Raw genomic sequence first — 14,440 nt, 5'->3', positions numbered from 1 at the left:
AAATTGCGGGGTGGGAGGATGGCAAGCAGTATAGCAATCCGGTGTCAGCTGCTGTTTTCGGTGCCGGACACCAGGCCCAAACAAAAAAACACCACCCACTCGCCCTGGAGACGGGCAACGCAGGCGGTGTGCGGCAAAACAAAGAAACCGGGTCTGCACCCGGTTCCGTCATGACGCGAACGTTCCGGGACGGGAACGCAAGCAGCGCGGTCAGGCCAAGGCGGCCTCGCGCGCAGCCGGTGCGGTTGCCACCGCGCTGGCGCCAACTTCAGCCACGCGCAGCAGGTTGGTGGTCCCGCCTTGCCCGAACGGCATCCCCGCGGCGATGGTGATCTGGTCGCCAGGCACGGCATAACCTTCGGCCACCGCCGCGCGCGTGGCGGCTTCGACCATTTCATCCACGCTCTGCACATCCGGGCTCACGGTGGAGTGGACGCCCCAGGCAATGGCCAGGCGGCGCGCGATTTCCAGGTTTGGCGTGATGCTGACGATCGGTGCGCACGGCCGCTCGCGCGCGGCGCGCAGCGCGGTGGCGCCCGAGGACGTGTAGGTCACGGTCGCGACGGCGCCGATGATCTGCGTGACTTCGCGCAGCGCCGCGCAGATCGCATCCTGGCGCGTGTTCAGCGGGGTCTCGTGCTGGGCGTCGAGCAGGTTGCGGTACAGCGGGTCGCGTTCCACCTCGGTGACGATGCGGTTCATCATCGACACCGCCGGCACCGGGTAGCGGCCGTTGGCCGACTCGGCCGACAGCATCACCGCGTCGGCGCCTTCATAGATGGCGCTGGCCACGTCCGACGCTTCGGCGCGGGTCGGCACCGGCGAGTCGATCATCGATTCCAGCATCTGCGTGGCGATCACCACCGGCTTGCCCAGCTGGCGGCACACGCGCAGGATGCGCTTCTGCACGCCGGGCACGCGCTCGGGCGGCAGTTCCACGCCGAGGTCGCCGCGCGCCACCATCACGGAATCGGACACGCGCACGATCTCTTCGAGCTGCTGCAGCGCGGCCGGCTTCTCGATCTTGGACAGGATGCCGGCACGGGTACCGACGATCTCGCGCGCTTCGACGATGTCGGACGGGCGCTGCACGAACGACAGGCCGATCCAGTCAGCGCCCAGCGACAGCGCGAAGTCCAGGTCCTTGCGGTCCTTCTCGGTCAGCGCGGGGATGGGGATCACGGCGTCGGGCACGTTCACGCCCTTGCGGTCGGACAGCGTGCCGTTGTTGACCACGCGCGTGGTGATGGTGCCGGTGGTCACCGCCTCGATCGACAGGCGTACCTTGCCGTCGTCGATCAGCAGCGACTGGCCCGGCTGCGCGGCGGCGAACAGTTCGGGGTGCGGCAGGTAGACGCGGGTGCCGTCGCCCGGGGTGGGATCGCTGTCGAGCACGAATACATCGCCCGCGCGCACCGCGACCTTGCCGGCGGCGAAGGTGCCGATGCGCAGCTTCGGGCCCTGCAGGTCGGCCAGGATCGCGATCGGGCGGCCAGTTTCGGCCTCGATCTTGCGCACGGCATCGTAGCGCGCGCGGTGGTCTTCGTGCGTGCCGTGGCTGAAGTTCAGCCGGAACACGTCGGCGCCCGCCTCGAACAGTTCGCGGATTACCGCGATGTCGGTGCTTGCGGGTCCAAGCGTGGCAACGATCTTCGCTTTGCGCTGGCGTCTCATGATGTCTCCTCTTCCATTCTCGGACGGCGCGCCATGTGGCGCGCCGGGTAATGCTGTTCAGGTGAACGACTGCTTCGGTATGGCGGTACTGCGCTGACGACTGCAGGACCTACACAATCAGGATGGCGCGGAAGTCATTCACATTGGTGCGGGTCGGGCCGGTGACGATCAGGTCGCCCACGCCGGCAAAGAAGCCGTAGCCGTCGTTGTTGTCCAGGTGCGCGCGCGCCGACAGACCGCGCGCGGCGGCGCGGGTCAGGGTGTCGGGCGAGAGCAGCGCGCCGGCGTTGTCCTCGGAGCCGTCGATGCCGTCGGTGTCGCCGGCAATTGCGTGCACGCCGGCCAGGCCGTCGAGCGCCACCGCCAGGGCCAGCAGGAACTCGGCATTGCGCCCGCCGCGGCCCTTGCCGCGCACGGTCACGGTGGTCTCGCCGCCGGACAGGATTACGCAGGGCTTGCTGAAGGGCTGGCCGCGCTGCGCCACCTGGCGCGCGATGGCAGCGTGCACTTCGGCCACTTCGCGGGCTTCGCCTTCGATGCAGTCGGACAGGATGTGGGCCTCGTAGCCCAGTTCACGCGCGCGCGCGGCCGCGGCTTCCAGCGATTGCTGCGCGGTGGCCAGCGTCAGGTTGCGGTGGCCTTCGAAGCGGGCATCGCCGGGCTTGGGCGTTTCGCCGGCGCCGCTCTCCAGGTGGGCGCGCACGTTGGCGGGGACTTCAATGCCGTACTTGGCGATGACGGCCAGCGCGTCGGCGCAGGTGGTCGCGTCGGGCAGCGTCGGGCCGCTTGCGATCAGGGTCGGGTCATCGCCGGGGATATCGGAAATCAGCAGGGTCTCGACGCGGGCCGGGGCGCAGTGCAGCGCCAGGCGTCCGCCCTTGAGCGCGGACAGGTGCTTGCGCACGCAGTTCATTTCGCCGATGCTCGCGCCGCTCTTGAGCAGCGCCTTGTTCACGGCCTGCTTGTCGGCCAGCGTCAGGCCCGGCGCGGGCGCGGCCAGCAGCGCGGAGCCGCCGCCGGAAATCAGACACAGCACCAGGTCGTCGGCGGTCAGGCCCTGCACCAGTTCCACCATGCGCTGCGCGGCGCGCTGGCCGGCTTCGTCGGGAACGGGATGCGCGGCTTCGACCACTTCAATGCGCTGGCAATCGGCGCCATGGCCGTAGCGCGTCACCACCAGGCCCGACAGCTCGCCTTGCCAGTTCGCCTCGACCGCCTGCGCCATCGCGGCAGCGGCCTTGCCGGCGCCGATCACCACCGTGCGGCCCTTGGGCGGCGTGGGCAGGTGCGGCGGCAGGCAATGGCTGGCGCTGACGGAAGCGACCGCGGTGTCGAACAGGTCGCGCAACAGCGCGCGCGCGTCGGACTGTGCGGGATGCGCTGCGGCGCGCTGGGGCGAGAGCAGGGCGGCTTGAGGTTCGGTGGCGAGCATGAAAAGTCCTGGTGCTGACGGGGAAAGCTAGTCGTCCCCGCAGGGGGGGGACGACGTGGTTGCTGCTTACTTGGCGATCTGGTGGTTAGACATGATCTCGATCGCGCGGCACAGGGCCGAATGGTCCTGCTTGCCCAGGCCGTTGGCGGCGCAGGTGTTGAACAGCTCCTGCGCGGTGGCGGTGTTGGGCAGTGCCACGCCCAGTGCCTTGGCACCCTGCAGCGCCAGGTTCAGGTCCTTCTGGTGCAGTTCGATGCGGAAACCCGGGTCGAAGGTGCGCTTGACCATGCGCTCGCCGTGCACTTCCAGGATGCGCGAAGCCGCAAAGCCGCCCATCAGCGCCTGGCGCACCTTGGCCGGATCGGCGCCGGCCTTGGAGGCGAACAGCAGGGCTTCGGACACGGCCTGGATGTTCAGCGCGACGATGATCTGGTTGGCCACCTTGGTGGTCTGGCCGTCACCGTTGCCACCGACCAGCGTGACGTTCTTGCCCATCAGGTCGAACAGCGGCTTGACCTGGTCATAGGCTTCCTGCGGGCCGCCGACCATGATCGTCAGCGAAGCAGCCTTGGCGCCCACTTCACCGCCCGACACCGGAGCATCCAGGTACGAGGCGCCCAGCTTGTTGATGCGCGCGGCGAAGTCCTTGGTGGCGATCGGCGAGATCGAGCTCATGTCGACCACGATCTTGCTGTGGCTGGCTTCCTTGCCGGCAGCCTTGAACGCGGTGGCCACGCCCTTTTCGCTGAACAGAACGGCTTCCACGTGCGGGGTGTCCGGCACCATGATGACGATGATGTCGGCACGCTTGGCGACTTCCTCGGCGCTGGTGCAGACGGTCACGCCTGCATCGACCAGCGCTTGCGGGGCCGGGTTGACGTCATGCACGAACAGCGTGTGGCCGGCGGCGCGCAGGTGGCCCGCCATCGGTGCGCCCATGATGCCCAGGCCGATGAAGCCGACGTTGCGTTGGTTTGCCATGTTGATGTCTCCTTGAATGAGATTAAGTCTGTCTTGGTTGGCGTAGGTGGTAACCCGTTACTGCACGCCGTGCTCGGCGCGCCAGCCCAGGCCGGCTTCGGTGGTGGTCTTCGGCTTGTACTCGCAGCCGATCCAGCCGTTGTAGCCGATCTCGTCCAGGAACTTGAACAGGAAGCGGTAGTTCAGCTCGCCGGTCCCCGGTTCATTGCGGCCCGGGTTGTCGGCCAGCTGCACGTGCTTGATCTTCGGCAGGTTGGCCTTGATGGTGTTGGCGATCTCGCCTTCCATCCGCTGCATGTGGTAGATGTCGTACTGCACGTACAGGTTGGGCGCATTGACCTGGTTGATCAGGTCCACCGCCTGCTGCGTGCGCGACAGGAAGAAGCCGGGGATGTCGAAGGTGTTGATCGGCTCGACCAGCAGGTCGATATGCTCAGCAGCGAGCGCGCTGGCGGCGAAGCGCAGGTTTTCCACCAGCGTTTCCTGGGCCTGCTCGCGCTTGACGTTCTGCGGCTGGATGCCGACCAGGCAGTTCAGCTGGCGCACGCCCAGCACCTTGGCGTACTTGATGGCCTCGCCCACGCCGTCCTGGAACTCGCCGACGCGGTCCGGGTGGCAGGCAATGCCGCGCTCGCCCGCTTCCCACTTGCCGGCGGGCAGGTTGTGCAGCACCAGGTCCAGCTGGAAGCGGTTCAGGCGGTCAGCGATCTGGTCCGCATGGAAGGCATAGGGGAAGAGGAATTCCACGCCGCGGAAGCCCGCGCGCGCGGCGGCTTCGAAGCGGTCGAGAAAACCGACTTCATTGAACAGCATGGTGAGGTTGGCCGCAAGTTTAGTCATGAGTCTCTCCGGTTTAGTTGTGTTGTCGTTCTGCCGGTGCAGAACCGGTGATGCAGGGGCGCTTCCATGTTGGAATGGTGCCGCTTACGCCGTTTCCACTTCTTCCTTCAGGATCGCTTCCTCGATGTCCTCGAGGTCTTCGATCGGCTCGAATTCGTTGACGTTGTCGATCTCGGTGCCCATCGCGATATTGGTCACGCGCTCCAGGATCACCTCGACCACCACCGGCACCGAGAACTCGGCCATCAGGTCGCGCGCTTCGGCGAAGGCCGGGGCGATGTCTTCCGGCTTGAACACGCGGATCGCCTTGCAGCCCAGGCCCTCGACCACCTTGACGTGGTCCACGCCGTAGCCGTTCAGTTCAGGCGAGTTGACGTTGTCGAAGGCCAGCTGCACGCAGTAGTCCATCTCGAAGTTGCGCTGCGCCTGGCGGATCAGGCCGAGGTAGGAGTTGTTCACCACCACGTGGATGTACGGCACCTTGAACTGCGCGGCCACGGCCAGTTCTTCGATCATGAACTGGAAGTCGTAGTCGCCCGAGATCGCCACCACATCCGAATCCGGCGAGGCGGTCTTCACGCCGATCGCGGCCGGGATGGTCCAGCCCAGCGGGCCGGCCTGGCCGCAGTTGATCCAGTGGCGCGGCTCATTGACCGACAGGAACTGGGCCGCGGCGATCTGCGACAGGCCGATGGTGCTGACATAACGCACGTCGCGCGGGAAGTACTGGTTCATCTCGCGGTACACGCGCTGCGGCTTGACCGGCACGTTGTCGAAATCGCTCTTGCGCTGCATGGTGCGGCGGCGCTTCTGCACGTCGGCCACCCACGACTTGCGGCACGGCAGGCGGCCGGCCATCTTCATTTCGCGGGCAACTTCAACGAACAGTTCCAGCGCGGCCTTGGCGTCCGACACGATGCCCAGGTCAGGTCCGAACACGCGGCCGATCTGGGTGGGTTCGATATCGACGTGCACGAACTTGCGGCCCTTGGTGTAGACATCGACGCTGCCGGTGTGGCGGTTGGCCCAGCGGTTGCCGATGCCCATCACGAAGTCCGAAGCCAGCAGCGTGGCGTTGCCGTAGCGGTGCGAGGTCTGCAGGCCGACCATGCCGGCTTGCAGCGGGTGGTCGTCGGCCAGCACGCCCCAGCCCATCAGGGTCGGCACCACTGGCACGTTGACCAGTTCAGCGAACTCGACCAGCAGATCCGCCGCGTCGGCGTTGATCACGCCGCCGCCGCACACGATCAGCGGGCGCTCGGCCGCGTTCAGCATCGAGATGGCCTTCTCGATCTGGGCGCGCGAGGCAGCCGGCTTGTACGGCTGCAGCGACTGGTAGGTGTCGACATCGAATTCGATCTCGGCCACCTGCACATCGAACGGCAGGTCGATCAGCACCGGACCCGGGCGGCCCGAACGCATGATGTGGAAGGCTTGCTGGAACACTTGCGGCACCAGGGCCGGCTCGCGCACGGTCACGGCCCACTTGGTCACGGGCTTGGCGATCGACTCGATATCGACGGCCTGGAAGTCTTCCTTGTACAGGCGGGCGCGCGGGGCCTGGCCGGTAATGCAGAGGATGGGGATCGAATCGGCCCAGGCCGAGTACAGGCCGGTGATCATGTCGGTGCCGGCGGGGCCCGAGGTGCCGACGCAGACGCCGATGTTGCCCGGCTCGGCACGGGTGTAGCCTTCGGCCATGTGCGAGGCGCCCTCGACGTGGCGGGCCAGCACGTGGTTGATGTTGCCCGACTTGCGCATTGCCGAGTAGAACGGGTTGATGGCCGCGCCCGGCACGCCGAATGCCGTGGTCACGCCTTCCTTCTCCAGCACGGCGATTGCCGCGTCGATTGCTCTCATCTTTGCCATGATCTTGTCTCCAGTGATGGTGTGAATTCCGTTGGAGTCGATCCTATTCCCGCAGGCGGGGTGGGATAAACAGAAGGGAGATCAGTTGATTCGATACCTGGGGTACGCAATATCGCCTTGGAAGCCAGATCGGACGGTCGGCGGGGGTACGCCGGGGTACGCAATTGGATATGTGGTGTGACGGTGCGGGCACGCAGCGCAGCGGTGGGTACGGGGCCGCGCCGGCCGGCCGCCGCAGCGCAGTGCGGCAAAATGGCGGGATTCCTCGCCATCCGGGCCGACCATGTATTCCAGGCTGCCGTCTACTTACGAACTGCTTGAGGCGCTTGTCGCCGTCCCGCCCGGGCCGGCCGCCTACCCTCCGGCGCCGGGCGGCCGCCTCGGGCGCGCGCTGTGGGCGGGCTTCATCGCGGCGCTGGTCGCGACCATCCTGAGTGGCGCGGCCCTGGCCGTCTGGCGGCTGTGGCTGAAGCACCCGGTGCCGCCGTGGTCGCTGCGGACCTTCGAGGCGCTGCTGGCCTTGTCGGCCGCCTGTTACGTCGGCGCCGGACTCACGCGCGCCGGCACCGTGCTGGCCAGGCTGCGCCATCCGCTGCGCTGGCAGGCCGCCGAGATGGACCGCCACAGCGTGGCCGAGGATGCGCTGCTGCGCCGGTTGGCGCGCATCCCGCCGCAGCAGCTGCAGGCGCGCCAGCGGCGTGTGGTGTTGCAACTGCGGTTGTGGGAAGGTGCTGCGCGCACCCTGGCAGGGCTGCTGGCACTGGCGCCGGCCGCGGCCGTGGTGGCGGCACTGCCGCGCCAGCAGGCCATGGCCGGGACGCTGCTGTGGCTCTACGGCGTGATGGTGGTGACCGGCGCGGCCTGCTACCTGTACCTGCACGTGCAATGCAGCCGGCCGCTGCGGCGGCTGGCCCATGTGCTGGGCGAAGCGGCCGAGATGAACGCGCAGGTCAGGGCGCGGGCGGCTCCGGCCGCCTGATTCCGCACCGGCTTGGGGTGACGCGGCATGCCCCTGGCAGCGGCCCTGACGCGGCCGTATGCGGATGCCGCGATCCTGCCCATCAGCCGCGCAGGGATGCCACATCCCCGGGGATGCCGCACAATGGCGCCCGGGAGACGAATATCCGATGGACAAACTCAAGCAAATCGAAGCCTTTATCGCCGTGGTGGAGCACGGCAGCATGGCGGCCGCGGCGCTCACGCAGAACGTGACGCCGGTGATGATCGGCCGCCGCATCAACGCGCTGGAAGCCCGCATCGGCGTCAAGCTGCTGCACCGGTCCACGCGCCGCATCGCCGTGACCGAGCAGGGCGCGGTGTTCATGGAGCAGTGCAAGAAGGCGCTGGCCGACCTGGACCGCGCCGAGATGCTGATCGCCGAAGGCAAGCACAAGGCCACCGGCCACCTGATCGTTTCGGCACCGGCGGCGTTCGGGCGCAAGCACGTGGCACCGCACGCGCCGGCGTTCCTCTCGGCCAACCCGGAAGTGCAGATCTCGTTCAACCTGACCGACCGCGTGGTCGACCTGGTGCGCGAAGGCTATGACGTCGGCATCCGCATCGGCGGCGCCATCGACCCGAACTTTGTCGCGATCAAGCTGGCCTCGAACAAGCGCGTGGTGTGCGGCACGCCGGCGTACTTCGCCAGGTACGGCGTGCCGCAGACGCTGGACGACCTGGCCCAGCACAACTGCCTGGCGTTCAACCTGCAGGGCGGCCAGCAGCGCGGCTGGTACTTCAGCCAGAACGGCAAGACCGTGACCGTGCGCGTCAACGGCAACCTGGACTGCAACGACGGCGAGCTGCTGCACCGCTGGACCGGCGAGGGCCTGGGCCTGGGCTGGCGCTCGACCTGGGAGATCCTGCCGCAGCTGGAAAGCGGCGAGCTGATCACGGTGCTGGACGAATACGCGCTGCCGGCCTACGACATCCTTGCCGTGTACCCGCAGCAGCGGCCGGTGCCGGCCAAGATCCGTTTCTTCATCGAGCACCTGAAGGCGCAGTTCGCGCGCCCGGGCTACTGGATGGACACGGCGGGCGGCAACTGAGGCCGCCGCCGAGCGCGATGCCGATCACAGCCTGGCTGGCCGACCTGGTGGTCATCGTGCACGGGCTGTTTATCCTGTTCGTGGTGGCGGGCGGCCTGCTGGTGTTGCGCTGGCCGCGTGTCGCATGGCTGCACCTGCCGGCGGCGGTGTGGGGCGTGCTGATCGAATGGTCCGGCTGGATCTGCCCGCTGACGCCGCTGGAAAACATGCTGCGCCGGGCCGCGGGACAGGCGGGCTACAGCGGCGGTTTTGTCGAGCGCTACCTGTTGCCGCTGATCTATCCGGCCGGGCTCACGCCCGCGGTGCAGCTGTGGCTCGGCGCGGTGGTGCTGGTGGTCAACGTGGTGGTCTATGCGTTGTGGTGGCGCCGCCGGCGAGCCGCGCGGCACCACCACTGAGCGGCTTGCTTCAGCCCGCCGGCTCGAAGCGCGGCGCGCGCTTCTGCATATTGGCCAGCACTGCCTCGCGCTGGTTGGGTGAGCCGACCAGCCGGTCCTGCTCGTCGGACTCGGCCTGCAGGATGGCGGCATTGTCGCCGCGCTCCACCACCGCCATCAGGCGCTTGGCCGCGCGGATCGCATCCGGGTTCTTCTGTGCCACCTGGCGCGCGGCTTCCAGCGCCGCGGCGCGCGGGTCGTCGGCGAGGTAGGTGCCCAGGCCCAGTTCGCAGGCTTCGGTGCCGCTCAGCACGCGCGCGCTGTAGATCAGCTCGCGCAGCACGTCGGGGCGCACCAGGCCGCGCGTGAGCACCATGCCGGCCATGTCGGGCACCAGCCCCCACTTCATTTCCATGACCGACAGCCTGGTATCGGGCGCGACGTAGCGTACGTCAGCGCCCAGCGCCACCTGCAGCCCGCCGCCGAAAGCCACGCCGTGGACCGCGGCGAAGACCGGCACCGGCAGTTCGCGCCAGACCATGCACGCGTACTGCGGCCGATTGGACATGCCGTTGGTACGCTTGCCGAGGCGGCCCGCGCCGATGCTGTCGTTGTGGGATTCGCCGCCACCGCCCGACAACATGCCCGCCATGCGGCCCATGTCCAGCCCCGCGCAGAAGGCGCGGCCCTCGCCTGACAGGACCACGGCGCGCAGGTCGGGCATGCGCGCCAGTTGCTCGCCGGTCTCGATCAGCGCGTCGAACATGGCCTGGTCGAGCGCGTTCATCTTGTCGGGGCGGTTCAGGCGGACGTCGGCGACGCCGTCTTCGATGGTGACGAGGATACGTTCGTTGCTGCTGGCGCTCATGCGCTGGCTCCTTGTGATGCGGGTTCTCAACGGCCCTTGAACTGGGGCTTGCGCTTCTCCATGAAGGCGGCTACGCCTTCCTTGCAGTCATCGCTGCGGCTGGCGCGCGACTGCAGCGTGGCTTCCACTTCGAGCTGCGCGGCCAGGTCGTTGTCGAAGCTCTGGTTGAGGGCTTCCTTGATCATGCCGTAGGCCATGGTCGGCATGGTGGCCAGGTGGCGGGCCAGCTTGCCGGCCTCGTCCTGCAGCGCGTCGTCGGCGTGGACCTTCCACACCAGGCCGATGCGCTGGGCCTCCTCGGCATCGATCTTCTCGGCCAGGATGGCCAGCGCGCGGGCGCGCATCTCGCCGGCATAGCGCGGCACGAAGTAGGTGCTGCCGGCGTCCGGGACCAGGCCGATCTTGGAGAAGGCCTGCAGGAAGCTGGCCGAGCGGGCCGCCAGCACCACGTCGCCCGCCAGCGCCAGGCTCATGCCGGCACCGGCGGCCACGCCGTTGACCGCGGTGACGACCGGCTTGGGCATCTGGCGCAGCGCCATGATGATCGGGTGGTAGCGCTCGCGCAGCAGCGTGCCGGAATCGGAGATGCCATCCTTGCCGCGCGCGGCAAGGTCGGCGCCAGCGCAGAAGCCGCGCCCCGCGCCGGTGATCAGCACGGCGCGCACGCCGGCATCGCCGGCGGCGCGCTCAACGCCCTCGCGCAGCTCGCGCATCAGGTCGCCGTTCATCGCGTTGAGCACGTCCGGGCGGTTCAGGGTCAGCGTGGCCACGCCTTCACTGGCTTGATAGAGGACGGATGCCGTCATGGGTGGTTCTCCTTGTTGCTTGGTCGTGGTTCGGTGCAGGTGCGGAAACTTACTGCGGCTTCTTCAGCGCGTCGGCGGAGGCGTCGCCCAGCTTGCTGCCGCCGTCGCAGTCGAGGATGGTGCCGGTGACGTAGTGCGCGTTGTCGCTGCTCAGGTACATCGCGGCATCGGCGATATCGTCCTTGGTGCCGTAGTCGCGCAGCGCCAGGCGGGCCTTGTAGCGCGCCTCCATCTCGGCCGTGGGCGCCAGCCGCGCCATGCCTTCGGTGTCGGCGATCGGGCCGGGCGAGATGCCGTTCACGCGCACGCCGGCCGGGCCCCACTCCATCGCCAGGCACTTGATCAGCATGTTGATGCCGGCCTTGGCGGCGCAGGCATGGGCCTGGAACATCATGGCGTTGACCGCCTGCGGCGCGGTGATCGCGATCAGCGATGCACCCGGCTTGGCCAGGTGGTCGAAGCTGGCGCGGAACACGTTGAAGGTGCCGAGCAGGTCGATATCGACCACCGTCTTGAAGGCATTGGCCGACATGCCGACCACGGGCGCGAGGAAGTTGCCCGCGGCGCCGGAGATCACCACGTCGATCGGTCCCAGTTTGTCCTGGGCGCGTGCGAAGGCCGCTTCCACTGCGGCATAGTCGCGCACGTCGGCGGCCATGCCGATGGCGGTGCCGCCGGCCGCGGTGATGGTGTCGGCGGCGGCCTGGATGCGCTCGGCGGTGCGGCTGATCAGCGCCAGCTTCGCCCCGGCGCGCGCGAAGCCGTGCGCGATGCCGAGGTTGATGCCGGAGGAGGCGCCGGCGACGAATATGGTCTTGCCGGCAAAGGCGTCGGGGCGGAAGGCACTGGGCATGGGAAGTCCTCTCGATCGATGGTCATGCGATGCGGGCCGCGATCCGGCGTCAGGCAGGACCGTGGCGTTGCGAAATGCAGGGGAGAGCTAGCGCCGGCGGCGTGGCTGCAGCGCAGGTATCGCGCGATGGCGCATGACGGTCTCCATGTTTCTGTTCTGGTGTGCGTCCGCCCCGGATCCTGCGGGGGGCGGCGCCGGCCTCTGGCTCGGGCCTCCGGCATCCTAACCCGAAGCCGGGATTCGATCTCACGTATTGCCGGCAATGCCGGCCGCCGCGGACGCAACTATGGCGGCGCCGGGAATGCCTTCCGGGCGCTGCAACTAGCTGGCGGGAAAGGAAAAAACGGGTGCGGGACTGCGTCGCGGCCAGGCGGCGGGACAGGGCGCCATTCCGCAGCGCAAAACCCAGTCCTCAGAAAAAAGAAAGCCCGCACACCGTTGCAGCGTGCGGGCGGCCTTCCGACGATGAGGTGCCGGAAGGCAGAGTGCTCATGAAGTGCGCCCCCGCGTCTTCATGGCGGGGTCAAGTGTGCGCGCGGGCGGCAGTGGCCGCTTTGACTCACGTCAAGCAGACGCCTACGCGAGCAGCGCGGTCACCAGGTCCTTGCCGCGCGACACCGGCGCGGTTTCCTCGAAATGCAGCGCACCTTCCACGTGGCCCAGGTGGTCCACCATCAGCGTGACGGCCCGCTCGACATCGCCGGCACGGGCGGCCTCGATGAATTCGCGGTGCTCGTCCGACGAGCAGGCCGCGTCGCGGCGCGACTGGTACAGCATGGTGATGACCGCGCTGCGCGTCGACAGCTCGCGCATCATCTCGGTCAGCACGCCGTTGCCGACCACCTCGGCCAGCACGATATGGAAGTCGCCCAGCAGCCGGGTGCGCACCTGCGCATCGTTGCCACCCAGCGCCTTGCGTTCGGCCGCCAGGTGGCGGTCGATGCGCTTGTAGTCGGCCGGGGTCGCCTTGGCAACGAACTCGCGCGCCAGCGCCGCTTCCAGGATGCGGCGCACCGCGAAGACCTCGCGCGCCTCCTCGGCGCTGGGCTTGGCCACGAAGGCACCCTTGTCGGGCACGATCTGGATGACCTTGTCCTTGGACAGCATCAGCAGCGCCGCGCGCACCTTGGTGCGGCTGACGCGGTAGACACTGGCCAGGGCCTCCTCGCGCAGCTTGGTGCCGGGCGGCAGGCGGTGCGAAACGATGGCCGCGACAATGTCTTCGGCGATCGCTTCGGCGGTCATGTCAGGATCGATATGCTCGGGCATGGCAGCGCACTTGCGCAGGGGCTGCGCGGTTGGGGAGATGGCGTGATTCTATCGCCCCGGCGCAGGGACCGGAGAACCGGCGGTAACGCCGTCCTCCGCCATCGCGGCCAGGCCAGCATCCAGGTCGGTCGCCTCGATGGCGCCGTTGAGCACGCCATGGGCCCGTTCGCGGTCGATATCCTTCTCCCAGGCGGCCACCACCACGGTCGCCACGCAGTTGCCGATCAGGTTGCCCAGTGCACGCGCGATGCCGATGAACCAGTCCACCGACAGCACCAGCACCAGCCCGATGGCGGGAATCGCCGGGTGTGCCGACAGCGTCGCGGCCAGGATCACGATGGCCGAGCCGGGGATGCCGTGCGCGCCCTTGGAGGTGACCAGCGCCACCGCCAGGATGCCGAGCAGGTCGCCCATCGCCAGCGGCGTGTTGGTCGCCTGCGCGATAAAAACCGCGGCCAGCGTCAGGTAGATCGAGAACGCATCCAGGTTGAACGAGTAGCCGGTCGGGATCACCAGGCCCACCACCGACTTCTTGATGCCCATGAACTCCAGCTTCTTCATCACCTGCGGCAGCACGCTGTCGGACGAGGCCGTGCCCAGCACCACCAGCAGCTCGGCGCGCAGGTAGCGGATCAGCTTGATCACCGAGAAGCCGCACACGCGCATGATGGTGCCCAGCACCACCAGCACGAACACGATCACCGCGCCGTAGAACAGGAATACCAGGAAGCCGAGCTGCTTGAGCGAGCCGATGCCGTACTTGCCCACGGTGAAGGCCACCGCGCCCAGCACGCCCAGCGGCGCCAGCTTGATGATGAAGCCCATCATCTTGAACAGCGTATGCGAGAAGGTGTCGATCAGCCTGACCAGCGGCCGGCCCGGCTCACCCACCAGAGACAGCGCGCAGCCGAACAGGATCGACACCAGCAGCACCTGCAGCACGTCGCCGTTGGCAAAGGCGCCGAACACGGTATTGGGGATCAGCTTGAGCAGGAAGTCGACCGTGCCCTGGTCCTTCACCTTGGTCGCGTTGTCGATAAATCCGGCGATGGCCGACGCATCGAGCGAACGCGGGTCGACATTCATGCCGACGCCGGGCTGGAACACATAGGCCAGCAGGATGCCCAGCGCCAGCGCGATGGTGGTGACGATCTCGAAGTACACCACCGCCTTGATGCCGACGCGGCCGACCTTCTTCAGCTCGCCGGCGCCGCAGATGCCGGCCACCACCACGCAGAACACGATCGGGCCGATCAGCATCTTGATCAGCTTGATAAAGGCATCGCCAAGCGGCTTGAGCTTGGCGGCGAATTCAGGGAATGCCAGGCCGAGTGCCGTGCCAATTACCAGGGCAATCAGCACCTGGCCAAACAGCGAACGGGTGAAGCGGATGTGCAAACGGGGCTGGGGGGCGCCGGGGCGG

General features: G+C 67.9%; 13 protein-coding genes. 3 read left to right on the top strand and 10 right to left on the bottom strand.

The window, feature by feature from the left end; genetic code table 11:
- Positions 1 to 210 precede the first annotated feature (210 nt).
- From pyk to gcl, 5 genes are all read right to left on the bottom strand, one after another.
- On the bottom strand, positions 211 to 1,674 hold the full coding sequence (pyk, locus tag AC3WRI_RS31995; RefSeq protein ID WP_011616210.1) for a pyruvate kinase: 1,464 nt from the start codon (positions 1,672 to 1,674) through the stop codon (positions 211 to 213).
- 109 nt (positions 1,675 to 1,783) lie between these two features.
- The gene (locus AC3WRI_RS31990) at positions 1,784 to 3,106 is read right to left on the bottom strand and encodes a glycerate kinase type-2 family protein (protein WP_492294887.1); all 1,323 of its coding nucleotides are present in this window, start codon (positions 3,104 to 3,106) and stop codon (positions 1,784 to 1,786) included.
- Positions 3,107 to 3,172: 66 nt separating this feature from the next.
- Positions 3,173 to 4,087, bottom strand: coding sequence for a 2-hydroxy-3-oxopropionate reductase (glxR, locus tag AC3WRI_RS31985; protein ID WP_492294885.1), 915 nt, complete (start codon positions 4,085 to 4,087; stop codon positions 3,173 to 3,175).
- 57 nt (positions 4,088 to 4,144) lie between these two features.
- Positions 4,145 to 4,927 carry a hydroxypyruvate isomerase gene (gene hyi / locus AC3WRI_RS31980; RefSeq protein WP_010812148.1) on the bottom strand — a complete coding sequence of 261 codons (783 nt, stop codon included), beginning with the start codon at positions 4,925 to 4,927 and terminating at the stop codon, positions 4,145 to 4,147.
- Between the two features lie 84 nt (positions 4,928 to 5,011).
- Positions 5,012 to 6,796: a glyoxylate carboligase gene (gene gcl / locus AC3WRI_RS31975; protein ID WP_010812147.1), complete on the bottom strand. Its 1,785-nt coding sequence runs from the start codon at positions 6,794 to 6,796 to the stop codon at positions 5,012 to 5,014.
- A 283-nt stretch (positions 6,797 to 7,079) separates the two neighbouring features.
- Between gcl and AC3WRI_RS31970 the strand changes: the two genes are divergently transcribed.
- From AC3WRI_RS31970 to AC3WRI_RS31960, 3 genes are all read left to right on the top strand, one after another.
- Positions 7,080 to 7,775, top strand: a complete 696-nt coding sequence (locus AC3WRI_RS31970; RefSeq protein ID WP_011616208.1) for a hypothetical protein — start codon at positions 7,080 to 7,082, stop codon at positions 7,773 to 7,775.
- A gap of 148 nt (positions 7,776 to 7,923) precedes the next feature.
- Complete coding sequence (locus AC3WRI_RS31965) at positions 7,924 to 8,844, top strand: LysR family transcriptional regulator (protein WP_010812145.1); 921 nt, start codon at positions 7,924 to 7,926, stop codon at positions 8,842 to 8,844.
- Positions 8,845 to 8,861: 17 nt separating this feature from the next.
- On the top strand, positions 8,862 to 9,242 hold the full coding sequence (locus AC3WRI_RS31960) for a DUF2784 domain-containing protein (RefSeq protein WP_010812144.1): 381 nt from the start codon (positions 8,862 to 8,864) through the stop codon (positions 9,240 to 9,242).
- Between the two features lie 10 nt (positions 9,243 to 9,252).
- Here AC3WRI_RS31960 and AC3WRI_RS31955 read toward each other — a convergent pair whose 3' ends face one another.
- The 5 genes from AC3WRI_RS31955 to AC3WRI_RS31935 form a co-directional block, all read right to left on the bottom strand.
- Entirely contained in the window at positions 9,253 to 10,089 is an 837-nt protein-coding gene (locus AC3WRI_RS31955) for a crotonase/enoyl-CoA hydratase family protein (protein WP_010812143.1), read from the bottom strand.
- 26 nt (positions 10,090 to 10,115) lie between these two features.
- A complete protein-coding gene (locus AC3WRI_RS31950) occupies positions 10,116 to 10,895 on the bottom strand; it encodes an enoyl-CoA hydratase-related protein (protein ID WP_010812142.1) in 780 nt (259 codons plus the stop codon).
- 49 nt (positions 10,896 to 10,944) lie between these two features.
- Positions 10,945 to 11,748 carry an SDR family oxidoreductase gene (locus AC3WRI_RS31945; protein ID WP_439668353.1) on the bottom strand — a complete coding sequence of 268 codons (804 nt, stop codon included), beginning with the start codon at positions 11,746 to 11,748 and terminating at the stop codon, positions 10,945 to 10,947.
- Between the two features lie 576 nt (positions 11,749 to 12,324).
- Positions 12,325 to 13,017 carry a GntR family transcriptional regulator gene (locus AC3WRI_RS31940; RefSeq protein WP_010812140.1) on the bottom strand — a complete coding sequence of 231 codons (693 nt, stop codon included), beginning with the start codon at positions 13,015 to 13,017 and terminating at the stop codon, positions 12,325 to 12,327.
- 48 nt (positions 13,018 to 13,065) lie between these two features.
- Positions 13,066 to 14,415, bottom strand: coding sequence for a C4-dicarboxylate transporter DctA (locus AC3WRI_RS31935; RefSeq protein WP_492294888.1), 1,350 nt, complete (start codon positions 14,413 to 14,415; stop codon positions 13,066 to 13,068).
- Between the last annotated feature and the right edge of the window lie 25 nt (positions 14,416 to 14,440).

Source organism: Cupriavidus sp. FW305-27 (genome assembly GCF_058787995.1).
The sequence above is the reverse complement of the archived record's forward strand: the minus strand, read 5'-3'. Positions and strand labels throughout refer to the sequence as shown.